Source organism: Haloarcula onubensis, from assembly GCF_031624605.1.
GTDB lineage: Archaea > Halobacteriota > Halobacteria > Halobacteriales > Haloarculaceae > Haloarcula > Haloarcula onubensis.
In genome coordinates this window covers 317,645-343,325 of record NZ_JAMQOS010000004.1, presented here as the reverse complement: position 1 = coordinate 343,325, position 25,681 = coordinate 317,645, and the positions used below count along the sequence as shown (strand labels likewise).

At 67.4% G+C, this 25,681-nt stretch carries 24 protein-coding genes; 5 read left to right on the top strand and 19 right to left on the bottom strand.

Annotated features, from left to right (window positions below; translation table 11 throughout):
- Positions 1-72: 72 nt before the first annotated feature.
- The 4 genes from NDI86_RS13870 to NDI86_RS13855 form a co-directional block, all read right to left on the bottom strand.
- On the bottom strand, positions 73-2,808 hold the full coding sequence (locus tag NDI86_RS13870) for an ATP-dependent helicase (RefSeq protein WP_310901034.1): 2,736 nt from the start codon (positions 2,806-2,808) through the stop codon (positions 73-75).
- Positions 2,809-2,928: 120 nt separating this feature from the next.
- The gene (locus tag NDI86_RS13865) at positions 2,929-5,340 is read right to left on the bottom strand and encodes a VWA domain-containing protein (protein ID WP_310901033.1); all 2,412 of its coding nucleotides are present in this window, start codon (positions 5,338-5,340) and stop codon (positions 2,929-2,931) included.
- Between the two features lie 2 nt (positions 5,341-5,342).
- Positions 5,343-6,185, bottom strand: coding sequence for a CARDB domain-containing protein (locus NDI86_RS13860; RefSeq protein ID WP_310901032.1), 843 nt, complete (start codon positions 6,183-6,185; stop codon positions 5,343-5,345).
- Entirely contained in the window at positions 6,182-8,677 is a 2,496-nt protein-coding gene (locus tag NDI86_RS13855) for a PKD domain-containing protein (protein ID WP_310901031.1), read from the bottom strand. Before NDI86_RS13855 ends, NDI86_RS13860 begins: the two co-directional genes overlap by 4 nt.
- A gap of 204 nt (positions 8,678-8,881) precedes the next feature.
- Between NDI86_RS13855 and NDI86_RS13850 the strand changes: the two genes are divergently transcribed.
- Positions 8,882-9,667 (top strand): ArsR/SmtB family transcription factor, encoded by a 786-nt coding sequence (locus tag NDI86_RS13850; protein WP_310901030.1) that lies wholly within the window; start codon positions 8,882-8,884, stop codon positions 9,665-9,667.
- Between the two features lie 187 nt (positions 9,668-9,854).
- Complete coding sequence (locus tag NDI86_RS13845; RefSeq protein ID WP_310901029.1) at positions 9,855-10,616, top strand: MBL fold metallo-hydrolase; 762 nt, start codon at positions 9,855-9,857, stop codon at positions 10,614-10,616.
- Between the two features lie 22 nt (positions 10,617-10,638).
- Here NDI86_RS13845 and NDI86_RS13840 read toward each other — a convergent pair whose 3' ends face one another.
- The 8 genes from NDI86_RS13840 to rqcH form a co-directional block, all read right to left on the bottom strand.
- Positions 10,639-11,796 (bottom strand): sensor histidine kinase, encoded by a 1,158-nt coding sequence (locus NDI86_RS13840; RefSeq protein ID WP_310901028.1) that lies wholly within the window; start codon positions 11,794-11,796, stop codon positions 10,639-10,641.
- Between the two features lie 120 nt (positions 11,797-11,916).
- The gene (locus NDI86_RS13835) at positions 11,917-12,984 is read right to left on the bottom strand and encodes an mRNA surveillance protein pelota (RefSeq protein WP_310901027.1); all 1,068 of its coding nucleotides are present in this window, start codon (positions 12,982-12,984) and stop codon (positions 11,917-11,919) included.
- 78 nt (positions 12,985-13,062) lie between these two features.
- Positions 13,063-13,788, bottom strand: coding sequence for a DUF4013 domain-containing protein (locus tag NDI86_RS13830; RefSeq protein WP_310901026.1), 726 nt, complete (start codon positions 13,786-13,788; stop codon positions 13,063-13,065).
- Positions 13,789-13,919: 131 nt separating this feature from the next.
- Positions 13,920-14,420 carry a DUF4013 domain-containing protein gene (locus NDI86_RS13825; RefSeq protein ID WP_310901025.1) on the bottom strand — a complete coding sequence of 167 codons (501 nt, stop codon included), beginning with the start codon at positions 14,418-14,420 and terminating at the stop codon, positions 13,920-13,922.
- Positions 14,408-14,572, bottom strand: coding sequence for a hypothetical protein (locus NDI86_RS13820; RefSeq protein ID WP_310901024.1), 165 nt, complete (start codon positions 14,570-14,572; stop codon positions 14,408-14,410). Before NDI86_RS13820 ends, NDI86_RS13825 begins: the two co-directional genes overlap by 13 nt.
- 183 nt (positions 14,573-14,755) lie before the next feature.
- On the bottom strand, positions 14,756-15,022 hold the full coding sequence (locus tag NDI86_RS13815; RefSeq protein WP_417936273.1) for a PIN domain-containing protein: 267 nt from the start codon (positions 15,020-15,022) through the stop codon (positions 14,756-14,758).
- A 121-nt stretch (positions 15,023-15,143) separates the two neighbouring features.
- Positions 15,144-15,329, bottom strand: a complete 186-nt coding sequence (locus NDI86_RS13810; protein ID WP_310901023.1) for a hypothetical protein — start codon at positions 15,327-15,329, stop codon at positions 15,144-15,146.
- 62 nt (positions 15,330-15,391) lie between these two features.
- Positions 15,392-17,536, bottom strand: coding sequence for a ribosome rescue protein RqcH (rqcH, locus tag NDI86_RS13805; RefSeq protein ID WP_310901022.1), 2,145 nt, complete (start codon positions 17,534-17,536; stop codon positions 15,392-15,394).
- A 78-nt stretch (positions 17,537-17,614) separates the two neighbouring features.
- Here rqcH and NDI86_RS13800 point away from each other — a divergent pair, with 78 nt between their 5' ends.
- Both NDI86_RS13800 and NDI86_RS13795 read left to right on the top strand, forming a co-directional pair.
- On the top strand, positions 17,615-17,989 hold the full coding sequence (locus tag NDI86_RS13800; RefSeq protein WP_310901021.1) for a truncated hemoglobin: 375 nt from the start codon (positions 17,615-17,617) through the stop codon (positions 17,987-17,989).
- A 64-nt stretch (positions 17,990-18,053) separates the two neighbouring features.
- Entirely contained in the window at positions 18,054-18,551 is a 498-nt protein-coding gene (locus tag NDI86_RS13795; protein ID WP_310901020.1) for a redoxin domain-containing protein, read from the top strand.
- On the opposite strand, the gene NDI86_RS13790 is transcribed toward NDI86_RS13795, so the two are convergent.
- The 5 genes from NDI86_RS13790 to NDI86_RS13770 all read right to left on the bottom strand — a co-directional run bounded on the left by NDI86_RS13790 (position 18,548) and on the right by NDI86_RS13770 (position 22,990).
- Entirely contained in the window at positions 18,548-19,582 is a 1,035-nt protein-coding gene (locus NDI86_RS13790; RefSeq protein ID WP_310901019.1) for an NAD(P)/FAD-dependent oxidoreductase, read from the bottom strand. The two genes, NDI86_RS13795 and NDI86_RS13790, sit on opposite strands and share 4 nt — an antisense overlap.
- A gap of 61 nt (positions 19,583-19,643) precedes the next feature.
- Positions 19,644-20,357 carry an MBL fold metallo-hydrolase gene (locus NDI86_RS13785; protein ID WP_310901018.1) on the bottom strand — a complete coding sequence of 238 codons (714 nt, stop codon included), beginning with the start codon at positions 20,355-20,357 and terminating at the stop codon, positions 19,644-19,646.
- Positions 20,358-20,420: 63 nt separating this feature from the next.
- Entirely contained in the window at positions 20,421-20,579 is a 159-nt protein-coding gene (locus NDI86_RS13780; protein WP_310901017.1) for a hypothetical protein, read from the bottom strand.
- A gap of 106 nt (positions 20,580-20,685) precedes the next feature.
- Positions 20,686-22,350 carry a tRNA uridine(34) 5-carboxymethylaminomethyl modification radical SAM/GNAT enzyme Elp3 gene (locus NDI86_RS13775; RefSeq protein WP_310901016.1) on the bottom strand — a complete coding sequence of 555 codons (1,665 nt, stop codon included), beginning with the start codon at positions 22,348-22,350 and terminating at the stop codon, positions 20,686-20,688.
- Positions 22,351-22,417: 67 nt separating this feature from the next.
- Entirely contained in the window at positions 22,418-22,990 is a 573-nt protein-coding gene (locus tag NDI86_RS13770; protein WP_310901015.1) for an FxLYD domain-containing protein, read from the bottom strand.
- Between the two features lie 258 nt (positions 22,991-23,248).
- Here NDI86_RS13770 and NDI86_RS13765 point away from each other — a divergent pair, with 258 nt between their 5' ends.
- Entirely contained in the window at positions 23,249-23,383 is a 135-nt protein-coding gene (locus tag NDI86_RS13765; protein WP_310901014.1) for a hypothetical protein, read from the top strand.
- On the opposite strand, the gene NDI86_RS13760 is transcribed toward NDI86_RS13765, so the two are convergent.
- On the bottom strand, positions 23,380-25,122 hold the full coding sequence (locus NDI86_RS13760; RefSeq protein WP_310901013.1) for a cation:proton antiporter: 1,743 nt from the start codon (positions 25,120-25,122) through the stop codon (positions 23,380-23,382). The genes NDI86_RS13765 and NDI86_RS13760 overlap by 4 nt on opposite strands.
- A gap of 53 nt (positions 25,123-25,175) precedes the next feature.
- The gene (locus tag NDI86_RS13755) at positions 25,176-25,664 is read right to left on the bottom strand and encodes a cupin domain-containing protein (RefSeq protein WP_310901012.1); all 489 of its coding nucleotides are present in this window, start codon (positions 25,662-25,664) and stop codon (positions 25,176-25,178) included.
- Between the last annotated feature and the right edge of the window lie 17 nt (positions 25,665-25,681).

Genomic DNA, 25,681 nt, shown 5'->3' with positions numbered 1-25,681 from the left:
GCACGGCCAGTCGTCTCGCCCCCTGATTTCGCGCAGCAGACGGTCCTAACCCGACCCCTTTCGAGGGCGTTCTCAGTCCACCGCCGCGCCGTCGTCGCCCGCTATCTCCTCCATGACGCGGCGATGGAACTCCGCGAGCACCGCGGACTCGTCCTCGGCGAGCACCACGTCGCTGGCAAGCAGCGTGGCGAGGCCGAAGGCCCGGGGCGACGGGGAGTCGACGCGAATCGTCGTCACGTCCAGGGTCCCCCGGTCGATATCCGTGAGCACGTCCTCGATGGCACCGACGTTGAGTTTGTCATGCAGAATCTCGCGGTAAGTCTCCTCGACGACGGCGAAGTCGCCCAGGTCCTCGGCAAAGCCCAGCAGCATCTCCGCCGAGACCTGTTGCTCGCTGGCCGACTTCTCGTACCCCTTGTAGCGTTTGAGTATCATCAGCGAACGGGTGGCGTTGATGCGGAAGTACCGCTGGAGCAGGTCGGTGCCGTCGAGGGCGGCCCTGAGGTCCCCGCGGACGTCTCCGGGGTCGACATCGCGGACGATGCGCTCGATGTCCACCTTCCGGTTGAGCGGCATCGAGAGTGTGAAGCCGTTGTCGGCGACGGCGACCTGGACGTTGGCGTTGGCGGCCTGGGCAATCCGGTAGGCCAGCAGACGTGAGAAGCCGTCGTTGAACCGCCGGCCGTAGTTGGCGTGGACGTGGTAGTGGCGCTCGTACTCGTCGTGCTCCATCGCCTCCTCGATTACCAGGCGTTCGTCGGTGGCGACGGACTCGGCCCCGGCGTAGGCGACCTGCTCGCGGAACATCCGCGCGATGGCGCGTACGGAGTTCTCGTCCAGCGGGAAGGTCCTGAGCCAGTTGCGGACCTCCGAGAGCCCGCCGGCTTCCAGTTTGTCGAGCAGGTCACGCTGGAACCCGAGCAGTTCCCGCCCGAGGTCATAGGAGAGTGGCAACCGCTCGGAGAACCACGAGGGGACGTTCGGCCGGGCGGCTGTCGGGTCGACGTACACCTTCGACCCGCGTCGGTACCGGTACTCGTAGTTACTGCCGCCAAGCACGAAGACGTCGCCCTTCTCCAGTTTGTCGAGGTAGCCCTCGTCGAGTTGACCGACCCACTCCTCGCCGCTGCGGGTGATGACATCGCAGGTAAAGGAGTCCGGAATCGTCCCGATGTTGGTCATGTAGATGACCCGCGCGAGGCGGCCGCGCTTGCCGATAAGCGGTTCGCCCACGTCGTACTCCTCGTAGTGGTACTCGCCGTCGGTGGGGTCGTTCTCGTCGCGCCATATCTTCGCGTAGACGTTCTTGTCCTCCATCCCGTCGTAGTCGGCCGTGAGGTACCGACAGAGCTGTTCCCAGTCCCCGTCGGCGTAGTTCCGGTACGGGTAGGCCCGTTCGAGGATGCCCCTGACTTCGGCCTCGGGGCGCACTTCGTTGATAGCCATCCCGTAGACGTGCTGTGTCGCCACGTCCTGGGCGTTCTCGGGGATGAACACCCGGTCGACGAAGCCGTCGGTCGCCTTCCCGAGCATCACCGCACACTCGATTAGCTCGTCGCGGTCGAGCGCGATGACGCGGCCCTCGACGGTCTCGCCGAGCTGGTGGCCCGCTCGACCCACCCGCTGGAGCAGGGCGGCGACGGACTTGGGCGAGCCGACCTGGACGACGAGGTCGATGTAGGGCATGTCGATACCCAGTTCCAGACTCGTCGAGGTCGTCACCACGTCCAGGTCACCCGCCTTCAGTTTCGCCTCTATCTCGTGGCGTTTCTCCTTCGAGAGCGAGCCGTGGTGACAGCCGGAGTTGTCCTCGTCGTAGTCGTCGTAGCGCTCCCGGAGGTTCTGCAGGACCCGCTCGGCGCCCGAGCGGGTGTTCGTAAAGACCAGAGTGTTCGTGTGGTCCCGGACGTGCTGGTGCAGTTGCCGATAGAACCGGTCGGTGACGACGCCGCTGGGCGTGTCGATGAGGTCGTCGGTCGGGCAGGACAGTTCGACGTCGAGGTCGCGGACGAAGCGGGTGTCGACGATTTCGCAGGGCCTGGGGTCGCCGCCCGGTTCCTCGCGGCCGACCAGGAACTCCGCGACGGTCTCCAGGGGTTCGACCGTCGCCGAGCAACCGATTCGCGTCGGTGACGCCGCGGCCATCGCCTCCAGACGCTCCAGCGACACGGAGAGGTGGGTGCCCCGTTTGTTCTCCGCCAAACTGTGAATCTCGTCGACGACCACGTACTCCACGGTCTCCAGTTTCTTCCGGAACTTCGGCGAGTTGAGCAGTATCGCGAGCGTCTCCGGGGTCGTGTTCAGAATGTGGGGCGTCGTCTCAAGCATCGCCTGGCGGTCGGCGCTGCTGGTGTCGCCGTGGCGGATGGCGTGGCGAATCTCGACGTCCTCGCCCCGCTCGTCCAGTTTCCCGCTGATGCCGTCGAGGGGAACTGTCAGGTTGCGGTGGATGTCGTTGGCCAGCGACTTCAGCGGCGAGACGTAGAGGCAGTAGACGCTGTTTTCGAGGCTGTCTTCGCGGGCCTTCCCGAACAGCTCGTTGATGATGGCGGTGAAGGAGGCAAGCGTCTTGCCCGAGCCCGTGGGCGCACAGACGAGGGCGTTCGTGCCCTCGTGGATGTGCGGAATCGCTGCCTTCTGTGGCGGCGTGAAAAAGCCGCCGTTACCGGGGACGAACTCGCCGAACTGCTCGACCCACCACTGTGCGACCACCGGCGCGAGCCGTTCGAGCACGTCCGCGTCGTCGATAGCGACCGACGCCGCGTCGAACTCCGGGTCGGTTGCGGCGAGTCGTTCGCGCGGGTCCATCGTCTGAGTGGAGGTTGGCCCGGACGGACAAGTGGGTTCCGCACGTCGCCGCCGTTGTCCGGTCCGGACGCCCGTTTCCGGTGGCGTCGCTGCGCGCGCGAACGGCGGCCCGACCGGGAGCTACTCCTCGGGCGGGTCGCCGTCCGTGCCTTCCTCGGCCCCTTCGTCGGGGTCGTCCGCCGACCCGCCGCCGAACCGCCGCGCGAGGGCCCCGATGAGCACCACCGCCGCGAGCGCCACGCCCCCGACCGGGCCGTACTGCTCGAGCAGACCGAACAGTCCCACCGACGACTCTACCTGCTCTGGGGTCTCCGTGGGCTGTATCGGCTCGCGTTCCTCGTAGGGCCGTATCGGGTCGACCACCTCGTCGACGGTCAACTGGCGCGTGAAGTCCCGCTGCAGCTCGCCGACGTTCCCGCCGCTAATCTGGGCGGTGAACCGGTACTCGCCAGTCTCTTTGGGGTGGAAATACCCCGTATAGATGCCGTCGTCTCCGACCGGGTCCGGGCCGCCGCGGTCGTCGCGGAGGTCGATCTCCTCGGTCGTCTCGCCGTTCTGTGCCTGCAGTGTGACCTGGGCGCCGGTGTAGCGTTCGGACCCGTTGGTCGCCTTCAGTTCGACGCGGTACATCCCCGTCTGCTCGTAGTGGAAGTCGTTGACGAACAGTTCGGCGTCGATGGGCGAGTCCGCGCTGACCTCCGTCGTGGCCATCTCCGGGCGGTCGAGTTGCTCCCCGGTCATGGTAAAGGACCAGTCGCCGGTCTGTGGCGACTCGACGGTCCATATCTCGCTCGTCTCGCCGACCCGCCGGCTGACCGAGTCGGATTCGGACAGCAGTTCCCCGTCCGGCGTCTCCGGCTGGAGCGTTATCCGACTGCCCGGGTACGTGAGCGAGAACTGCACCTCGTCACAGCTCCCGTCGACCGTCGCGCTGCCCGAGACGGTGTCACCCTCCGTGAGTTCGGCCCGCTTCGACGTGAGCTTCGACCGGTTCTGTGCGGATATCGAGAACGACTGGAACACCTGGCGAATCTGGCCCGGCTGTGGCCTGAAGGCCGTCTGCCCGCCGGTCTCGTTCGCCAGCCGGCGCAGTAACTGCTCGTCGGCCGACGACCCCATCCCGATGGTGTAGATGGTGACACCGAGGGACTTCAGCTCCGAGAGGACCTGCGTGGGGAAGCTCGACTCCCCGTCGGACAGCAGGATAATCGACTTCGAGCCGTCAGTCTGGCGGAGCATCCCCAGCGCCTCGCGGAGGCCCGCGCTGATAGAGGTGTTCCCGTACGACGACAGGTCGTCGACGTCGTTCTTTATCGCGTCGCGGTTGTCGTCGGTGAGCGGCTGGAGCCGCGAGACGGTCCGTGCGTTGCCGTCGAAGGCGACGACGCCGAGCTGGTTGTTGTTCCCGACGAAGTCGACGAGCGAGCGGGCGCTCTGTTTGGCGACGGTGATACGCTGGTCGCCCGAGACGGTGTCGCGGTCCCCCATGCTGCCGGACTTGTCGAGGACGGCGACGGTGTTGCTGAACTGCGCTCCGTCGGCCTCGTCATCCCCGCTTCCGTCGGACTCCCACCGGCCAGGTCGGGTGTCGCCGACGACGATGTCCTGGCTCGTGGTCGACATCGAGGCCGAGTCGGTGCCCCCGCCACCGAAGTCGACGGCCTCCGTCGTTCCCTCGTGGGCGACGACCGAGCCGCCCGCCGGCCGCGGATACTCCGTCTCGTAGCTGTAGTCAAGATTCGCCAGCTCCGTGGTGAGTCGCGCCCGGCTCCTGAGCTGTGTCCCGAGGAACGAGGCCCGCTCGCCCGACGTCGTCGAGCTATCGATAGTCGTCCGTTCGGCACCGCGTCGGACGCGACTCGTGTTCAGGTAGACCCCACGACCGCCGCCGAAATCGACGGCGCTGTCCTCGCGTCCGGCGTAGTCGACCGTCCCGACGACGGTGACGGTGGTACCGGGTTCGACCCGCTCCGAGGCGGGGGCGACCGCCCACACGGTCGGAACGGTCCCGTAGCGGTCGTAGAAACGCTGGTCCTGCTGGGCCGTCCCCGCGAGACGGACGAGTTGGTGCTCCTCGTAGAATTCGTCGTCGAGCGAGACGGCGCTCCCCGCCACCCACGAGGTGGGTTCGAGCAGCGGGGAGAGGATGCGGTCGCCCTCCCACTCGAACTCGGTGAGGTCGGTGTTCGAGCCGACTGCCGCGCGCTCACCGTCGGACCTGACGGCGTTGAGCACGACCGCGTTCAGCTCGATGTCGGTGCCGACGACCGGGTGTGCCGGCGTGTCGAACTCGATGAACAGCTGGGCCAGCTCGCCGACTGGAATCCGCTCGTCGAACGTCACCTCGTCGGCGTTCTCGATGGTGTCGCCCGTGCCGACGTTGACCGCGCTGCCACCGCCCGCGCTGTCGTCGTCGCTCTGTGCCGCTGCCTGTCCGACCGCGAGCGCGCCACCGGCGGCGATGGTGGAGATGAACCGCCGTCGCGTGGCCCCGATCCTGTACGTCCTGTCGCTTGCTGTGTCCTCAGTCATGTTTACTCCTCCGTCTCGTCCGTCTCGCTCCCTTTCGAGAGGTACCGGTACAGCGCCGCGCCGCCGCCCAGAGCACCGAGTCCGGCCGCGCCGGCCAGCGGGAGCCCGCTGACGGCGCTGTCGCCGCCGGACGGTGTCGGCGTCCCCTGGTCGGTGACGACCACCGTCGCCGAGTCCGCGGCGGCGGTCTCACCGTCGCTCGTCACAGCAACGGAGAGGGCCGACTCGCCGGCAGACGAGCCGGTCACCGTGACGGTGACCGTCTGTCCGCTCGACCCCGACAGCCGGCCGATGTCGTGGGTCGTCGACCCGAGTGCCAGAGTGTCCCCGGCACTGGCCGCCAGGCTCAGCGGCGGCGTCTCCTCGTCACCGACGTTCTCGACGCGGATTTCGAACGTCGTCTGCTCGCCGACGGGCAGCCGTCGCCGACCCGCTATCTCGATGATAGCCGGGCGCGCCGGGACGGTCACCGATTCCAGTGCCGTGGCCGCCTCGGTCCGCCGTTCGGTGGTCGTCCGTTCGGCCTCCTGCAGGCTCTCGGTGACCGATACCAGTTCCGAGCGGTCGAAGGCGTCGGGCGCGGAGAGGAAGGACGACGCCTGCAACAGGAACTGTCCCCGCTGGAGGTCGATGGTCGCCGCGGACTCGTTGTACGCCGCCAGCGTCTCCTCCGCGTCCGTCACGGGGCCGGCCGCCAGCGACCGTGCGTACACCCGCGTCGTCTCCCGTTCCGTCTCGGCGAACAGGTCGGCGATAGTCGAGAGCGTCGCCTCCGCGTCCCCGTACCGCCCGTCGGTCAACTGCGTCTCGAAGCCGTCCAGTTCCGCGAGCAGCGCCTCGCTCATGACTGGTGTTGCGCCCTCCCCTCGGCGATGCCGGTCAGCGTCTCCTCGTGGACCGAGGCCACGTCGAGCATGGTCTTGACGCCGTAGCCGGCGCCCACGATGTTGAACACCATCGAGACGATGTCACCGACCAGCGAGCCGATGGCCCACAGCACCTCCAGGACGGCCTGTGTCGCGTCGCCCTCCGCGATGGCGGTGACGGCGTCGACGAGGTTGTCGACGAGCCCGAAGTTGTCGAGCGTGTCCTGTATCGCCTGCAGGCCAGCGTGGGCGACGCGGAGTTCGTCGTCGACGCGGCTGACGCCGGCCGAGAGCGCGGACCGGGCGCCGCTCTGTGAGCCGGCCAGCCCGTCGCGCTCGATTCGGTCCGGGTCGAGGTCCGTGTACACCAGCCCGAGGCCGTCGTCGAGGTGGGCGACGGAGCCGCGACGGAAGGGGTCGCCGTCCCACTCGACCACCTGGCGCAGGCTGTCGGCGACCGTGGACTTGACCGCGGCCACCTGTTCGTCGATGAACCCGCCGACGACGTCCGTGGCGCCGCGCTCGCCGGCCTTCTGCCCGAGCGTCTCCAGGGCGTCCTCGGCGATGCTGTCGGCTCGGTTCTTCAGGGCCTGCCCGGCGGCGCCGCTCAGGTTCGCGACGTAGTCCGCCAGCTTGGCGACGGCGTCGTCGAGCTTCGTCACCAGGTCGTCGACGTACGACGAGACCAGCGGGAGCTTCTTGCCGACGTACTTGCCTATCTTCCCGCCGGCCAGACTCAGCGCGGCCATCGTGATGTTCACCAGCACCGTCAGCGCCAGCTCCGTCGTGTGTCCGGCGAGGTCGTACTCCGCGCTGGACCGGTCGTAGGTGTCGGGCCCGAGTCCGCCGACGACGCTCTCGGTGAACCGCTCGGCCAGCAACAGCCGCTCGGTCGCTTCCTCGGCCGTCTCGAGCGGGACGCGCCCCTCCCGAACCCGCTGGTTGAGTCGCGTGACAGCCGACTCGACGGTTGCCCCGTGGTCCATGGACGCGACCGTGACACCGTCGACGTTCGCCGCCGCCTGCCGCAACGCCCCGGACCGAGCCACGGAGACGTCGAGCGACCGCGTGACGGTGTCCGCCGTACCGTCCGTGCTCTCGATTCGCAGTGTCACCGGCACCGTCCCGACCTGGTCGAAGCGGTGTGTCACCGACTCGCCCGACCGCTCGAACCGGTCGTCGCCGTCGACGTCCCAGCTGTACGCCCGTATGGAGCCGTTCGGCGTCGTCGAACCGCCGCCGTCGAAGGTCGTCGCCAGTTCCGTCTCCGGCTGACTCGGCGTGACGACGAAGGCGGCCGACGGCGCGGCCCGGGTCCCTAGCTGCACGAGCCGTGCGTCGCTATCGCCGGCCGACTCGGTGGTCCCGGCGATGAGCGGCGGGTCGCTGCCCGTGACCGCGTTGGCGTAGTCCAGGTCGTCGGTGCCGTAGGTATCGGCCCACAGTTCCGTGCCGTCGGCGTCGAACTGAACCGCCCACGTCGACTGCTGCCCGCGACCCGACGAGGCGGTCGAGCCGACGGCCAGGTAGCCGCCGTCCCGACGACAGAGCGACACGAGCCGGTCGTCGCTACCACCGCCGACGCGGGTCTCCCACTGCTGTGTGCCGTCGGCCGAGACCTTCACTATCCAGCCGTCGGTGCCGCCGCTGCCGGCCGACTGGGTCCCGCCCACGAAGACGTACCCACCGTCCTGTGCAGTGACGACATCCCGTGCGTAGTCGTCGGCGCTCCCGCCGTACACCTTGTTCCACTGCGCGTCGCCGTCGCTGTCGGTCTTGAGCAGCCACGCGTCGCGGCCGCCGCTTCCGGCGGAGTCGGTCTCGCCGGCCAGCAGGTAGCCGCCGTCGTCGGTGCCGACGTGTGAGAAGGCCCAGTCGTCGCCCGGGCCGCCGTACACCTTGTTCCAGCGTTCGTCACCGGTGCCGTCGACCCGCATCACCCAGGCGTCGATACCACCGCTGCCCTCCGAGTTCGTCCCGCCGGCGAAGACGAAGTCACTGCCGTCGGTGATGACCGAGGAGGCGCGGTCGTCGCGGGTGTCACCGTACGGGCGCTCCCACTGTTTGGCCCCGTCGGCGTCTATCTTCAACAGCCACGCGTCCAGCTGGCCGTTGCCGAGCGACGCGGTCTGTCCGGCGAGGAGGTAGCCGTCCGCGGTCGGTGTCGCCGCGGATATCCACCCCTCGGCGTCACCACCGTACGACCGGCGCCACACCTCACCGCCGCCTTCGTCCACTTTCATCGCCCAGCCGTCCCGGACGCCGTCCACGGTCGTCTGGCCGGCGAAGACGAATCCGCCGTCGACCCCCGGGACGGTCGTGTTCGCGGTCTCCGTTCCGCCGAGCGTGAACGTCTCCGTCCACGCTGCCGAGGGCGGACCCGACTGCTGACCGGCGCTGCCCGGCACCGTGCCGACGCTGGCCAGTCCGGCTACCAACCCCGTCGTCCGCAGGAACGCTCTCCGGTCCATTAATTCACCCCTCTCGTCTGTTGTGTGAACACTATTGGCTGATACTTCTGGTGGTCACGTATGTTACTTTATCCTGACTCACTGCTCGATATCGGTCCGGGCGTGTCGAAGGCCCGAGGAACCGCTCGGAGACGCCGACGGACGCTGTACGGTGTCGGCTACCACTCCACGAGATTCATTACGCTGGCCGTCAGTGGGTGGAATATGTCCCTCCTGCCCTCCCGCGGCCCCGAAACGAGCACGTCACAGGACGGCGAGTTGCAGGTCGTCGGCGTCGACGAGGACGTCGCCGCCGTCCTCGACGCGCTCTCCTCGGAGACGGCCCGTGACATCCTCAACGCGGTGTACGAGGAACCCGGAACGCCCTCCGAACTCGCCGACCGTCTCGATATGTCCATACAGAAAGTCTCCTACCACCTGGAGAAACTGGAGAGCGAGGAGCTCATCGCCGTCGCCGGCACCCAGTACTCCGAGAAAGGCCAGGAGATGACGGTGTACGAGCCGCCCGAGGACCCGCTCGTGGTGTTCGTGGGCACGCCCGACCGGAAGCGGACGCTGCGCTCGTTCGTCGAGCGACTCGTCCCCGCTATCGGGCTGCTCACCGCGGCGAGTGTCATGGTACAGGCCGTCTTCGGGACGGTTCCGGGGCTACTCGGGTCGCCCGAGAGCGCCGGGGACGGCGCCGGCGGTGGCGGTGGGGCCACCAACGGGACAGCCGCCACGCCGGAGGCAACACCGACGCCAGAGGCGACCCCGACGCCGACCGACGGCGGCGGTGGTATCGGCATCATGGAGGTCACCGAGCAACCGACCGAGGCACCGGCGACGGAGCCGTCGACCCCCGTCGAGATGGCCCGGGAAGCGACCGAGACCGCCACGGCCGTCGCGAGCGGCGGCGGCGTCGACCTCGAACCGGGCGTCGCGTTCTTCCTCGGCGGGCTGCTCGTTCTGGCCGTCGTCGGGGTGACGTGGGCCTACACCGGCCAGTAGCTAAAACGCGTTTTTGAGCCTCGGATGGACTTTTTATCTCCCCGGAAGTAGCCATAGTCAGGCCGTCGCCCGACACGTCTGCCCACGTGTCTTGCCCCCCTCCAGCGACGGCCGTCCCGTCGGTTCTCCAGCCGACGTCCCCGCTGGCGCACCAACCCATTTGCCCCTCCGTCCGCAAAGCCCGGCTATGCGACTCACTTTCCTCGGGACCGGGAGCGCGATGCCGACCGGGAGACGCGCCCAGTCCGGAACCCTGCTCGAAAGCGACGAGAGCGCCCTACTGGTCGACTGCGGGAGCGGCGTCCTCGACGCGCTCGCACGGACCGACACCGGCTACGAGGGCGTCGACGCCGTCCTGCTGACCCACCACCACCTCGACCACGTCTCCGACCTCGACGTGTTGCTGAAGGCCCGCTGGCTGGCCGGCGAGACCGAACTGACGATTGCCGGACCGCCGGGCACCGCCGCGCTCGTCGAGGACTTGCTCTCGGTCCACGAGTACATGCAGGGCCGCCTCGACCTGACGCTGGTCGACGTCGAGACGCCGACCTTTGCCGTCGCTGGCTTCGACGGCGAGTGCCTGGAGACGAGACACTCCATGCAGTGTTTCGCCTATCGGCTCACGCCGTCGGCGGGCGGCCCGACGGTCGCGCTCAGCGGCGACTCCGAGGCATTTCGGGAACTCGCCGAGTTCGCCGACGGCGCGGCCGTCTTCGTCCACGACTGCTCCTTTCCCGACGACGTGGACGTCTCGAACCACCCGACCCCGACCAGCCTCGGCCGCGCCCTGGCGGCGGCCGACGCCGACCTGGGCCGTGTCTACCTGACCCACCTGTACCCCCACACCGAGGGCCGCCACGAGGAGATGCTGTCCTCGCTGGCCGAGCAGTACGACGGCGACGTGCGATTCGCAGAGGACGGCCTTTCGCTGACCGTCGACGAGGCCTGAGAACCAGAAGATTCTGCTCGTCTCAGGCCCGCGGAAGCGTCACGCGGAACTCGGCGCCGCCCGCCTCGCTCTCGCCCACCGTGACGCCGCCGCCGTAGGACTCCGTGAGCGCGCGAACGAAACCCAACCCGAACCCGGTCCCCGAACTATCGGGCCCTTTCGCACCCATCTCGAATATCTCCGAGCGCACTTCCGGCGGGACGCCCGTGCCGTCGTCCGCGAACACGACGACGACGGCGTCGTCGCCGGTCTCCCGGACCGAGATGTCCACGTGGACCGCGCCATCGTTGTGGACGGCGGCGTTCGAGATGAGATTCGTGAACACGGAGTCGAGCAGGTCGCCGCTGTAGACGCGGTACTCCGCGGTCGCCGGGTCGAAATCGACGGTCAGCTCCGGGAAGTTCGCCTCGACTTCGGTGACCGTCTCGTCGAGGATGGGGCGAAGCTCACGGGGCTCGGGTTCGTCTTGCTCCTCCAGCGTGCTCACCAGGTTGCCGACCCGCTCGATGAGGTCGGCCGAGCTCTCGGCGGCCCGCTGTATCTTCCCGACGTACTCTGCGGTCTGGCCCTCGACCTCGCTCGCGACGGCGTCGGCAAACCCCGCGATTATCTGGAGGTCGTTCCCCAGGTCGTGGCGCAGCAGACGGTCGTACATCTCTATCATCTCCTTGCGCGTCTCCAGGTCCTGGCGCGCCCGTTCGAGGCGCTCGCGCGACCGGATGTTACTGATGGCCGTCGCCGCGTGGGAGGCCAGAATCTCCAGCGGGCGGCTGTACTCGTCGCCGAACGTGTCGAACGAGGTCGACCGGGTCACCAGAATCGCGGTCACTTCGCCGCCGACCTGCGCCGGAACCGCGAGCGTCGCGGTCACGTCCGAGTCGGCGTCCAGTCCGGCCTCGGTCCCGGTCGTGACGACCGTCTCCCCCGTCTCCAGCGCCCGCCTGGCAACCGGTCCCGGTTTGCCCCCCTGTGTCAGTCGCGGGTTCGTACTGTGGACCACCTCGAGTTCCCCGTCGCGCACTTCGATGAACGTCGAGTAGGAGAACTGGAACAGCAGCGACATCGCTTCCAGGGTCAGCGAGACGACCTCCTCGACGGTCTCACACCGGTTCAGCGCCTGACCGTACTTGTTGAGGTCCGCGACCTGCCGCGCGAAGTCCTGCTGTTCTTCGAATGACATTGTTTCGTTACCCCCCGATTCGTGTGTCGTTACTGGGTAACAGCATAAAAAAGAGTCCCGGCGATTACCAAATTCGATACTCCAGACCGACCCGTCCCGACAGCGCCGTCTTGAGCTGGCTCATTCGAGCCGGTATCGGAGCAGCGCCGCGATACCGCCGAGGTTCGCCAGTTGCTGGCCGGGGGCGAACTCCGCCGAGAAGACCGTCACGTCGCCGCCTTTCTGCTCGGTCGTCTCGATGATGCGGTCGGCGTCGACGTCCCAGTCGCCCTCGCCGGCGCGCTCCTTCCGGAGCCGTTCGTCTAACACGAGCAGCGTCTCGATGGCGCCGAAGTCGGCCGCCTTCGCGACCTCCGCGGGCCCGTAGGCCACCTCGCTCCCCTCGCCGATGCGGGCCATCAGTTCGTCGATGTGGTCGGCCTCCTCGGCGATGCGAGTCTGTTGCTGGACGTCCTCGACGGCGCCGCGTTTCAGCACCTCGTGGACGCCGCGGTCGCCGACGGCCGAGGTGTCGACGACGGTTATCTGCTCGGCAATCTCCGGAATCGCGTCCTGGAAGTAGTCCAGGGCGTCTTGCTTGGTGAAGCCGGGACCGGCGAGGATGTAGGCGTCGACGTCCTGCCGTTTCAGCACGTCGGCAAGCTCCGAGAACAGTTCGTCACGCGGCCGGGCGTAGTCGCCCTTGCCGGTCGTCGAAGTGATGGTCGCGCGCTCCTCGGTGCCGTACTGAGCGACGGTGTGGACGTGGGCCTCGCCCTCTTCGACCGTCGCGATTGCCACGTCGGGGTTCTCGGTGGCATCGACCGCCGCTTCGAGGCGGTCGTTCTGGTCCGGTTTCCACCGTTTCTCGATGGTGAGCTCTGTGTGTTCCTCGACGTTCAGGGTGTGGTGAAAGCCCAGTTGGTCCTCCCGCGAGCAGTCGACTATCTCGCCGCCGACGCGCAGTCGGTTGGCGAACTTCGCGAACTCGACGTCGGTCACCTCGATTTCGAGCCACATCGGCTCGCGCTCGCCGCCCTTGTCACGGAGGGTGTCGTCGTTGCGCTGGATGCGACGGGTGGTGTCACCGGAGACGTGGTCGCCCGGCTCGACGACGTACGAGAGGTGCCAGAGGTCGTCGAGCGTCTCGGGGACCAGTTCGACGCGCTCGCGACCCTCGCCGGTGGCCTGCCGGCTCTGTATCTGCATACCGGAACTGCGCCGCCGGGCCTCAAGTGCCCTGCTATTCGGACCGACGGCCGGCGGAAGATGGCGTCGCCGCCGGTATCAGACCGCGGGCTGGCCGGTTGCGGACTCCGAATCGCGCGTGTCCGTCACGAGCGGCGTGTCCGCCACCCCCGCACCGATGGCGTAGGCGCTCGCCACGTTCCCGTAGAACGTGACGAACGGGACCAGCACCGCGCCGACGAACGTGAGCGTCAGCGCGCCGCCGACGACCTGCGCGAGAAAGCCGATGACGACCGCGAGCAGCCAGGCGACGGCGTAGCTCTCGTCGGTGCCGACTGTCTGGAGTGTCGCCGGGGAGAACGCCGACGCGAACTGCCCGGTGCGGGCGTAGGCGGCGACTGCCGCCGGAACCAGATACGACGCCGCCAGCAGGGTGAGGAGACCGAGTATCGTAAACGCCATCGAGGCGAGAACGCCGAAGGCGGCGAGCGCACCGCCGCCGTTACCGCCGACACCGATACCCACCCCGACCGGGACGAGCCAGACCAGCAGCCCCGACACGAGTATCACCGACGGGACCAGGAAGTAGACGAGCGAGATGCCGAACACGACCAGCCCGTCGACGAGGAGTTCCTCCCAGTCGTCGAACGCCGGCGGTGTGTCGGTGTCGCCGCTACTGACCTGTCTGATGACGCGCACGAGATAGCCATAGACGAACAGCATCGGAACGAAAAACACGCCGAGCAGACTCAGGATGCCGCCGATGGCAAGCGTTTCGACCTTCTGTTCGCCAGTCCAGGGGTACTGTAGTGCGTCTTCGAGCATTGGAACCTCCGTCGTCGATGGCCCCGTGACGCGGTGTGACCCGCCCGCCGCGCTCCCGGGGTGACTGTCCTCGGTGAACGTTCAACGAGGGATGAAATAAAAGTTCGTTAACAGGATAGCGACCGACCGTCTCAGGCCGCGGGCTGGCTGGCGGGCGCGTCGGGGCCCTCCTCCACGGCGGGCATCTCCCGGACGGCCGAGCCGATGGCGTGGGCGCCCGCGACGTTCGCGTAGAACGTGACGAACGGGGCCAGCAGCGCGCCGATGAGGACGGCGTTCAACACGCCGATGACGATACCGCCGAGCAGGCTGATACCGATGGCGACGACCCAGCCGGTGGCGTAGGTCTTGCTGAACGCGAGCACGCGCAGTTCGGCCGGCGAGAACGCCGCGCCGAGGCTGTCGGTGCGCACCCAGGCCACGATGGCGGCGGGCAGGACGTACGCCAACAGTAGCGAGACCACGACGGTCGCGAGGACGGCGAGGACCGCCACGAGACCGAACGCGAGGTTCCCCTCACCGGGACCGCTCAGCCCCAGCGAGACGCCGGTCGCAAAGAGCGTCATGAGGACGAGCACCGTCGGCACCAGCGAGTAGACGAACCCGATGGCGAAGGTTTTCAGTCCGTCCATGAACAAGTCGCCCCACTCGTCGAACTCCGGGGCTCCTCGATACCGTCGAGGACGTACCGGAGCGACCTGACGACGTATCCCAGGACGAAAAACGTCGGGACGAAGAGGAAGCTCAGGAAGAGCAGCACGCCCCCGATGGCTACGTTTTTCACCGCACTGTCGCTGTTCCGTGGGTAGTTTAGGGCTTCTTGAAACATGGTGACTCCCGATACCCGGCGGGGAGTCGCACTGCTCGCGCGGCTCTCCGTCTTGTACCTACCTATACTACGACCAACAAGTATATAGCTCTGCGTGAGCCGTGTTATTTCTGGCCGTACCACTCCTTAGCCACCGAATTAGAGTAACTCTGCCGGACTAACACAGCCGTGTTCGAGTAGTTCTGTATCGAACGTGACTAGCTCCGCGCCGATGTCGTCAGCGAGTGCCATCAGTACACAGTCTAGCGTGTACAGAATCGTTTCGCGCTGTTGTTTGTAGGCATCAATCTGGTCTCTCGTATCCAGCGCAAAGATATCGACTCGGTCGGCGATGTCGTCGAGCACAGCTTCCACTTCTCCCTGTTCGATGCGCTTCTTTTTCATCATCACCGAACTGATTTCCATAAGATTTAAAATCGACGTGCAGAATCGAAATCCTGGTCGAGAAATTGGGTTGCGATAGTCCCTCGGTCCGGCTCGTCTGTGAGACTAGCTATAAACACGTTCGTGTCGACGAAGACTTTCATCAGGGCTCTCGTCCGTCTCGAACTGCCGCGACGGAGTCGATGGCAGCGTCACTGAGTCGACCAGACAGCAACTCACCTAATTTCAGCTTGGATTTTCTCCCGTCGAGATAATCTATCTTCGACTGAGCGTCGTCGTCGGTGGTATCGGGGTCTCTCGACGGCGGCGCGTCCACTGAGCTTCCCATACGCGTAATAGCCTGGCTTCCGGTGAGAGGTTTGTTACGCACGGCGGCCGTTTTTCAGCAGATTATTCGTCGACCATCCGGCTCCCGCCCGGCGGCAGGAACTCCTGAATCAGGTCCGGGCTGGCGACTTTTCGGACGAACGTCTCGTCGGTGAACCGCTCCTTGAACACCCGGTAGAGCCGCTTTGCGATGTCGTTCTGGGCGAACTGGCCGGGTTCGACCTCGACGCTCGTCGCCACGTCGCCCTCGATGGCCGCCGGCGGCCCGCCGACGACCTGCGTGCGGTCCTCGCAGGTGATGCCGACGGCGACGCCCACCGGCGTGTCCTCGAAGTAGGTCCGGTCGCCCCGGACCGCGAAGCCCCCCTTCTCCAGGTACTCGCCGCTCTCGGGCGTCTTCGACACCTGGTCGGGGTCGACCATGTACACGTCGCCGGCGAACTTCCCGTCCTTCCAGACCGAGCTATACGAGACGGCGAACTGCGCGGCCTGGTCGAGCGAGGACTGGGGGAAGTCGACCTCCTTTGCGGCCTCGCTCGGGCCGGTGGCCTTGAGCACCGTCACGGGGCCGCCGTGAGCCTGCGCGTGGAAGAACTTGTCACCCCGTTCGAGATACTTCTGGACCAGTTGCTCGTTGTCGTCGGCGTCCCGGCCGCCGAGGACCAGATAGCCATCGGAGGTCCGGAACCAGCGGAACTGCTCGTACCACTGCTCGTTCTTCCGGATTGGAATCGACGGCTCGGCGAGCCAGTCGGTCGGCTCTTCGTCGGCCTCGTCCTCGCGGTCGCCGCTGCCGGCGTCCCCGTCGTCGGCCGACCACTGGTCGCGGCGCTCCTTTACGGCCTCCAGGTCCTCGCGGGTGTCCTCGATGGCCGCCTGGGCGCCTTCCTTCTTGCCCTCGATGCGCTTTGCCTCCTTGTAGAGCGCGTCGGCGTTCTTCTCGACGCCCGTGTCCGCGTCGACCGTGACTCGCGTCCCGTCGATATCGAGCGTGACGGTCCCCTCGCTACCGTCGACGCCGACGACGGCCTCGGCGGCCGGGATACCGCGCTCCGCGCCCTCCCGGAACTTCGCTTCGATGTCGTCCCACGGGACGTCCTCGGCGCGGGCGCTCTGAACCGTCGAGAGCACGTCGTCGACCAGGTCGTAGCGGGCATAGAGTAGTTCGGCCTTCTCGCGTTCGGCCTGGGCGTCGGCCTCGAAGTCGTCGATGGCCTCCTGTTGCTGGCGGATGATGTGTTCGTACTTCTGAATCTCGCTCTCGAAGTCCGGCCGCGTCGTCCCGCCGCCCTCGACCTCCTCCTCGCGCTGGAAGTTGTAGAAGTAGTCGTCGAGCGCGGCGTTGAACGTCTCGAAGCGCTGGCTGTAGCGGTGTTCGTACTCCTCCAGGGCCACCGGCGTCGCGTCGACGCGTCGGCGCTCGGGCTCGCCGTCCTCGTCGGTCTCCCCGTCGACGTCCGCGTAGTAGACGCGCGGGTCAAGCGGCCCCTCGCGCAACACCGTCGCGAACTCCGAGACCACTTCGTACAGCCGTTCGAGTTGGTCGTCGGTGAGGTCCTCGACGGCCTCGTGGTAGTCGATACCGGCCCGCGTACACAGCTCCTCGCCGTAGAGCCCGCCGAAGTTGAGCTGGGTCGCCAGCGTCCGGACGAGGTCGGCGTCCGAGTCGCGGATGCGGGCGACGAAGCCGTCGTAGTCGACCGTCAGGGGGTTGAACCGCGCCGACGGGAACTCGTAGGGTGTCCCCGGCGCCACGGTCCTGGATTTCAGCCGCACGGTCTCCAGGCAGTCGACGACCTCGCCGTGACCGTCCAGCACCGCGAGGTTGCCGTCGCCGAACAGCTCCGCGACGACCGTGGTCTTCCCGTCCTCCCGGTCGAACTCCAGTTCGAGGATGCGGTCGAACTCGAACTGCTCGACGCGGACGAGGTCGGCCCCCGACAGCCGGTTGCGAAGCATCATCGCGAAGTCTGGCGGGCGGCCGGGGGCGTCAGGGACGTGGTCCGCCGAGGCGACGTAGGCGCCTTTCACGTCGCCGAGTTCGATGATGAACTCGACGCGGCCCCGGTCGAAGTCCCGCATCTTGAGCCGCACGAGGTCGTCGTCGGCGTAGAGATAGGCCTTGTCGAGCTTGGCGCCGGTGTACTCGCCGAGCTCGGTCTCCAGGGCGGCGAGGTCGACGCTCGTCAGCTCCCGCTTGTGGTCCATATCGGTGGCTGTCGGCGCCCGGCCTAATGCCTATCGGGAGCGAGCAAGCGTTAGGTCGCTCGAGGCCCTACCGCTCGCATGCCAGACGAGACGCTGTACGACCGGCTCGGGGGCCGCGACGGCATCGGCGCCGTCGTCGACGAGTTCTACGACGCCCTGCTCGCGGACCCGGACCTCGGGCCGCTGTTCGCGAACGCGGACATGGCCGAACTCAGGCGGACCCAGACGGACTTCCTCTGTGAGGCCGCTGGGGGGCCGGAACGATACGACGGGCCGCCCGTTCGCGAGGCCCACGCACACGTCCCCTTTACCCCAGCACATATCCAGCGGGCCGTCGCGCTCCTGTACGGGGCGCTCGACGCCTTCGACGTGCCCGACGCGGACGCCGACGCCGTCGTCGGTGCGGTGGCGGCCCACGAGGGGGACTTACTCGTCGGGCCGGACGAGCGGTGAGCCAGGGCATCGTGGCGGCCCCACCGGGGGGAACACTTAGGAAATCAGCACCCGACGTTGGCGTATGCTCGACGTAGGCGACGACGTCCCCGATTTCACGCTTCCGAAGGCGGGCGGCGAGGTGTACAACGACATCGGCTCGTTCACGCTCTCGGCGGCGCTTGCCGACGGCCCTGTCGTGCTGGCCTTCTTCCCGGCCGCCTTTACCAGCGGCTGTACGGCCGAGATGTGTACGTTCCGGGACTCGATGCACCGCTTCGACGAACTGGACGCGCAGGTGTACGGCGTCAGCGTCGACCTCCCGACGGCCCAGAACGTCTGGATACTCCGCGAGGACCTGAACTTCCCGATGCTCTCGGACTGGGACCACGAACTCATCCACGACTTCGGCGTCGTCCTGCCGGACATGTACGGCGAGTTCGAGGCGGCGAAACGGAGCATCTTCGTCATAGACGCCGACGGGAGGATTACCTATCGGTGGGTGGAAGCGGAGGGCGAGACCGACTTCGACGCGGTCGTCGACTCGGTCCAGGAGGCCGTCGCTGACATCGCCGCGGACTAGCTGTCGTCGACGATTCGCTCGCCGGTCTCCAGCCCGTTGCGGACCGCGGCGTGCAGTCGGGGTTGCGCCGCCACCCAGTCGCCGGCGAAGTAGAGGTCGTGATCGGCCGCCGGGGCCAGCGCGTCGCGGTCGACGGTGTCTTCGGGCTGGGCGTAGCGCCAGTGCTGGTGGTCGGTCCAGTCCGGCTGGGTCAGCCGGTCGTCGCCGACGAGGTGGGCGGTCCGCTCGGCGATTTCCGTCACCAACCGGTCCGGGTGGGCGTCGTAGTTCGCGACCGACCAGCCCTCGTTCATCTGGACCAGGAGGAGCGACTCGCCGTCGGGGACGTGGCCCGGCTTGCACTCCTCGCGGGCCAGCCAGCCGATATCGTGGGCCTTGTCGGTGTTGACGGCGGCGTACCACGGTACGTCGAGTTCGAAGGGGTAGTGCAGCATCCCGGAGACGACGGTCCGGTACGGGACCGACGCGATGGCCTGGCGCAGGTCGCGACAGTCGTCGTGGTCCCAGGCCGCCTCGCCCAGCAGGTCGGCGGTCTGTGGCGCCGGCGGGGTGAGGAGCACGGCGTCGAAGCGCCCGCGGTCCGTGTTCCCGTCGTCGTGTATCCGCCAGCGGTCGCCCTCCCGACTCAGCGTCTCGACGCGGACGCCGTTGTGGACCGTCGCGTCGCTCGCGGCGAACAGCCGCTTTGCGAGCTGTGTGATGCCAGCCTCGTAGGTCCACTTGCGCTCGTCGCTGTCCTTGCCCTCGCCGATGTCGCCGTCGCGCTCGAACGCGTAGATGGGCTCCGCGACGTCGACCAGCCCGTCGGTCGGTAGCGCCTCCGTGACCAGCGTCGCCACCCGCTCGTCGTCGTCTTTGAGGTAGTTCGCGCCGTACTCGTAGGTGCAGTCGCCCTTTCGCCGGGTCGCGGCGCGGCCACAGACGCCCCGGCTCTTCTCGAAGACCGTGACGTCGACCGCCGTGTCCCGGAGCGCGTACGCCGCGGCGGCGCCGGCCCCACCTGCGCCGACGACTGCCAGCTTCGAAGTCATGTCAGGACAGTGGGACGGCGCGAGTAAATAACCAGTACAATCCACGGGCACCAGGGCGGTGTCACACCCGCTCGGCCAGCGCTCGCAACGCGTCGTGGCCCCCCTGTTCCAGCGGGTCGCCGTGACCCATCGCCGCCACGTCGAACGCCGGAATCCGGTCCGCGAGCGCGGCGACGCTCTCGCGCAACTGGGTCATGTCGTAGGAGTCGCCCCAGAACGGCGTGGTCAGGCCGCCGTCGTCGCCCGCCCACACGAGGTCGCCCAGAAACGCCGCCGACGCGCCGTCGTGGTGGTACACCACGTGGCCCGGGTTGTGGCCCGGCGTGTGGTAGGCGGTGAAGCCACCCACCGTGTCGCCGTCGGCCAGCGGTTCGAGCGCGAGGTCAGGCAGCGGGAACAGCCGCCTGCTTGCCCGGTGGAACAGGCCCTTGTGGTGGAGTAGTTCTGGATGTGTCCGTCGCTCCAGCAGGTCGAGGTCGTCCCGCCCGACGGCGACCGGGCCGTCGAACTCCGGGACCAGTCGGTTCAGCCCGCCGACGTGGTCCAGGTCGTAGTGGGTGACCAGCACGCGCTCGAGGTCCGCCGGGCCGTAGCCGACGGCGCCGAGTTCGTCGCGGATGCCGGGTTCGTTCCACCACAGCCCCGTATCGACGAGCGTGAGCGCGTCGCCGTCGCCCCCGAGGCGGCGCTCGTCGACGAGGTAGGCGTTCGACGCCAGCGGCGGGACGAGCCCGAGTTCGAGCAGCCACACCCCCGGACGGAGTTCCCGGACCATACGTGCAAGAGGGCGCCGGCGAGCAAAACCCCACCGTATCCTGCCGGTGAGTCACACACCCTGTCAGCCGTCGAGAAACCGCTGCCACCCCTCGCCTTCGGCCAGTTCTTTCAGCGCGTCGGCGTGGTAGTCGACGAGCCACCGGAGGCGATGCCGGGCGACGGGTTCGCCGAGTCGCCCCAGCGGCCCGAGCGGCACGGTAAACCGAACGTCATCCCGCATCAGCGTCGCATCGTCGCGACGTGGGCCTCGACGTGACGGGCGAGGTCGAAGACGCGCTCTCGCGGCGCGGCTATCCGTGTCTCCCTGACGAGATTTCCCATCGAAATCAGCGGAGGCGCTTCGAGACGTACGGCCCGTCCTGCTTGTACCCGAGTTTCTCCCGGTAGTACTCCCGGACGCCGATACCGGAGATGACGGCTATCTTCGAGAAGCCGGCGTCGCGGGCGAGTTCCTCCGCCTTCGCGAGCAGGCGCTGTCCGTAGCCGCGGTGCTGGTGGTCGTCGTCGCCCGCGGACTGGCCCAGCCCGACCGAGTTGCCGTAGACGTGGAGTTCACGCACCAGCGCGGCGTCCTGTAGCTCTCGCCGAACCGGGTCGTCGGGGAACCGCAGCCGACAGAAACCAACGAGCACGTCCGACTCGAAGTCCTCGAACGAGATGAACTTCTCAGTGCCGCCACAGGCCTCGTAGGTCATGACGTCCAGGTCGACGTTCTCGGCGACCTCGTCGCTGTGACCGGCCTCGCGACAGCGGATGCAGTCACAGGTCCAGCCGTGTTTCTCCATCTCCTTCCAGGCCAGTTGGCGGAGGTTCGACTTCCAGACGCCGCCCTCGATGAAGTCCGCCGGGATGTCTCGCTGGACGCGCTGGAGGCGCGTGTAGCGGGGTATCATGTCCTTTATCTCGGCGACGAGTTCGGCGGCCGCCTGGTTGTCAAGCGGGTCGAAGTCGTTCTTCTTCCACCAGTCGTAGGTGACGGTGCCCGGAACCACGAGCGTCGGGTATATCTTGAGGTAGTCTGGCTTCCACCGTTCCTCCGAGAAGAGGCGCCGGAAGTCCTCCAGACACATCTCCTTCGACATCCCCGGCTGGCCCGGCATCATGTGGAAGCCGACCTTGAACGCGGAATCGCGCAGCCGTCGGTTGGCGTCGATGGAGGCCTGGACGCCGTGACCGCGGTGCATCTCGCGGTTGATGCGCTCGAACGTCGTCTGGACGCCGACCTCGACTTTCGTCCCGCCCAGTCTGAGCATCCGGTCTATCTGCTCGGGGTCACACCAGTCGGGTTTGGTCTCGAAGGTCGTCGCGACGTTGCGCACGGCTGCGGTCTCGTTCTCCGCGATGACGTCTTCGAGATAGCTGAACTCGTACTCGTCGGGGCTCTCTGCGAAGCTGACTCCCTCCTTCGGATTGGGGTCGGCCTCGGGGTCGAAATCGTTCATCGCTTCGATGGCGCGCTTGACGAACCACTCCTGGTAGTCGTGGCTCCGGGCGGTCATCGTCCCGCCCATGACGATGAGTTCGGCCTTGTCGACGGGGTGGCCGATTTCCCGGAGCTGGTTCAGCCGCAGCGTCACCTGACCGTAGGGGTCGTAGTCGTTCTGCTCGCCGCGGGCGGCGGCCGGTTCGTGGCCGGTGTAGGACTGGGCCGAAGAGAACTCCGAGTCGGGGCCGCCCGGACAGTAGAGACACTTCCCGTGGGGACACCGGTGCGGGGAGGTCATGATGGCGATAGGCGAGACGCCCGACGCAGTGCGGACGGGCTTTCGCTGGAGCACCTCCTCCAGTACCTCGCGGTGTTCCTGTGGGGCGTAGTCGAGCAGTTCGGAGTTCTGTGGGACCTTCGGGGCCGAGTACTCCCGGCAGACGTCTATCTTGGCGCTCTCGACGTCGTCGCGTTCGACATCGCCGGCGAGGATGCGGTCGACAAGCTCCGCACACACCTGCTGGAAGGCCTCGGTCTCCTCGGGGTCCTCCGTCTCCGTGCTCATCGCTTACCGGAACTGGTCGGCACGGCCGAATAAGCGTGTCGCTCGGGTGCGATAAACCCGCGACCGGTTAGTTCACCGTGCCGGTTGCGGTCCCAGGTTCCGACGCCGTCGCAGTCGAGGGTCCGCCGACGGCGCCCGTCTCGCTGCCGGCCGTCGCCGTCCCCTCACCGGTCGTCTCGACCGCCACGTCGATGACGTAGTTCATCGAATCGGTCAGCTGTTCGTCGTCGAAGGTGGTCCAGAACCGCCACTGCAGCCCCGGTTCGAGCCGGTCCAGGTCCGTCTCGCTCCGGTCGACGAACTCGCCGACCTGCTCGTCGCCGTCCTGTAACGCCACCGTGACCGTCACCTGCGAGTAGGCCTGTTCGGCCGTGTTCTCGATGACCCCGGTCACGCCGACGTTCTCTGCCGTCTCGTAGGCCGAGTGACTTATGAGATTGACCCCCGCCCCGAGGGATTCCGCCTCCGACCCCTGGAGGTTGATGGGGTCGAAGCGCTGTTCCACGCTGGCGCCGGTACCGGTTTCCGTCGTCGCCCCGGTTTCGGTGCCGCCATCGTTGCCGTTGTTCGAACAGCCAGCCAGTGCCAGCGTCGCGCCGAGTGAACCAGTCGCCGTGATGATTTCGCGTCGTGTAACCACGCCTGGCTGTGCGAGCGTCTACCGGGTGAAAACTGGGCCTGCAAGGGCAAGGTGATGACCCACACATCTTACCGATGTCGGGTAGCAGGGCGGAACTGCCGGAAAGCAACCGGTCGCTATCACGCACCGTAGTGGAAACGGTCCGGTTCCGATGGTCGCTACGCCTGTCGCGACTGGGACGCCGAGAAGCGACCGTGGGGTCCAGCCGACAGGCCGTTCCGCCGTCAGTTTCAGTACCCCCGACGGACTAGCGGGCGTATGACAGACTCGTCCGCGACGGAACCCAGCCGCCCGCAGTTCCGGGGCTGCGTGTTCTGTTACTCGGCGGCGTGGGCCTACTACAGCCTGCGGAAAGCGACCGGTGCGGTCGGCTCCGACACGGCGCAGAACTAGTCGTCGTCCCCGTCCGTCGCGGGGCTCCCCGCCCCGAATCCCTCGGTCACGCCCGTCTCTACGTCGAGGCCGTACTCCTCCGCACGGCGCCGCCAGAACTCCTCGAACCCCTCCTCGGTCGTCGAGACGGTTCGCTCGCCGTCGCGGACCCGGTCGAGCTTGATGTTCAGCTCCTCGATGAGGTCCTCGCCGATGTCGCCCGAGACGACGCCGCTGCGCTGGGCGTCGAGCAGGGCGCTTTTCTCCCGCTGGAGGATGCGCCGCTCGCCGGTCAGTATCAGTTCGCGTCTGAGCTCCGGCGTCTCGCCCATCAGCGTCGCGATGGCCTCGTTGAGCTGGGCTTTCTCGCGCTCGTACTCGGCGGTGAAATCGTCGTAGACGTCCTGGGGGATGTCGCCGCTCTCGTGGAGGTCCTCGGTCGCTTCGAGGGCCGCGTCGACCGCCCGCGCACGGCCGACGAGAAGTTCGAACAGCTCCTCCGCGTCGCTCCTGGTGACGATACCCAGCCTATCCAGCAGGCTCGACATCGTCAGCCCCTGGACGACCAGCGAGAACGCCGCGACGCCAAAGACCATCGCCCGAAGCTCCGCCCGGAGCGGCGTCGACGGCGGCAGCCCGAGCACGAGCGCGATAGGGATGGACGCGTGGAGGCCGCCCCAGACCATGACGTGCTGGTAGTCCAGCGGGACGGCGGGCTCTCGGACGCGATTGGCGACCGCAGAGAGCGGGTAGACGACCGCTGCACGGGCGGCCAGGACGAGCGGGATGGCGACGGCGATGAGCCCCGCGTTCGCGACGAGGTCGTCCAGCGGCGTCGTCACGCCTATCATCAGGAAGATGAACGTGTTGACGATGAACGCCGCCGTGTCCCAGGTGTTGAAGATGGCTATCTTCGTCTGCGGGCTCATCGCGTACTCGGCGCCGCGGTTACCGATGAACAGCCCGGCGACGACGGTGGCGATGACCCCCGAGAGATGGAAGCCAAGCAGGTCGGCCGCGTAGTGTTCTGCCAGCAGGAACACGCCGTACGCGAGGATGATGGTCAGGATTATCTCGGTCATGTGGTCGTCCAGCGACGCCATCACCGAGTAGGCCAGCACGCCGCCGCCGAGTCCGACGAGCAAGCCGCCGCCGGAGACGACGACGATGTCGACGAGCAACGTCCCGACGCCGGCGACGGTAAAGAGGTCCGCCGCGCCGCCGGTCCCGCCGACGTAGCCCAGCAGCGCCGAGAACACGACGACGCCCACGCCGTCGTTGACCAGGCTCTCGCCCTCGACGAGCGTCGCCAGTCGGTCCGGCGCGCCGAGGTCCTCGAACAGGGCCAGGACGGACACCGGGTCCGTCGGCAGTATCATCGCCGCGAACAGCAGGGCCACGAGGAGGTCGAAGCCGGGGAACAGATACGACCCGGCGACGCCAAGCAGCGCGACGGCGGTCAACAGCCCGACGACCGCCAGCAGGAGTATCGGCAGCAGGTTCCGGCGCAGGCGCTCCAGGTCCGTCGTCGCCGCGCCCTCGAACAGCAGCGGCGGCAAGAGTACGAGCAGGATGAGGTCGTGTGAGAGCTCGATATCGATAGTGAGCCCGACGACCGAGGCCGCGAACCCGGCGATGAGCAGCGCGATGGTGTAGGGGAAATCGCCGACCTTCGCGACGAAGATACCGACGGTCGCGGCGATGATGAACACGGCGAGTAAGTCCGCCAGCAGCGCCACTGGAATCCCGGTGGTTGCCATTGGCTCGGATACAGAGGCTCGGACGGTTAAACGTGATTACACGTGCCGACCGCTCACCCCTCCCAGTACTCCAACTCCGCGTGCAGGTCCAGATACGTCGACAGCGTCCGCTCGTCCCCGTCGCCGCCGGGCGCGGCCCCGGCGTAGAGCCCCACCATGTCGCGGTCCGGGTAGACGGTGATGTCGGGCTCCTCCATGGTCCCGCTCATCAAGAGGCGGAGGCCGTCCTCACCGGCTTCGATGTCGTGGGCACTCTCCTCGCCGGGCGGCAGGGCGACGTAGTCACCGGCTTCGAGCGAGTGGTCGGTCTCGTCGGGCCCCAGAAAGAGGGTCCCATCGCCATCAAGGACATATATCGACTCCTCGTTGCCCTCGTGGTAGTGGCGGACCCACAGGCGCTTGCCGGCCGGGACCTCGTAGAGACTCGTCCCCAGTTTCTCCCCGCCAGCCGCGTCGGCCAACTGCTTCCGCTTGAACTGGCGGTCGCCGTGGTCGTGTTCGGTCCACTCCAGGTCGGCTTCGTTGACGGGCCCGTCGCTCATACCGAAGCGACAGCGAC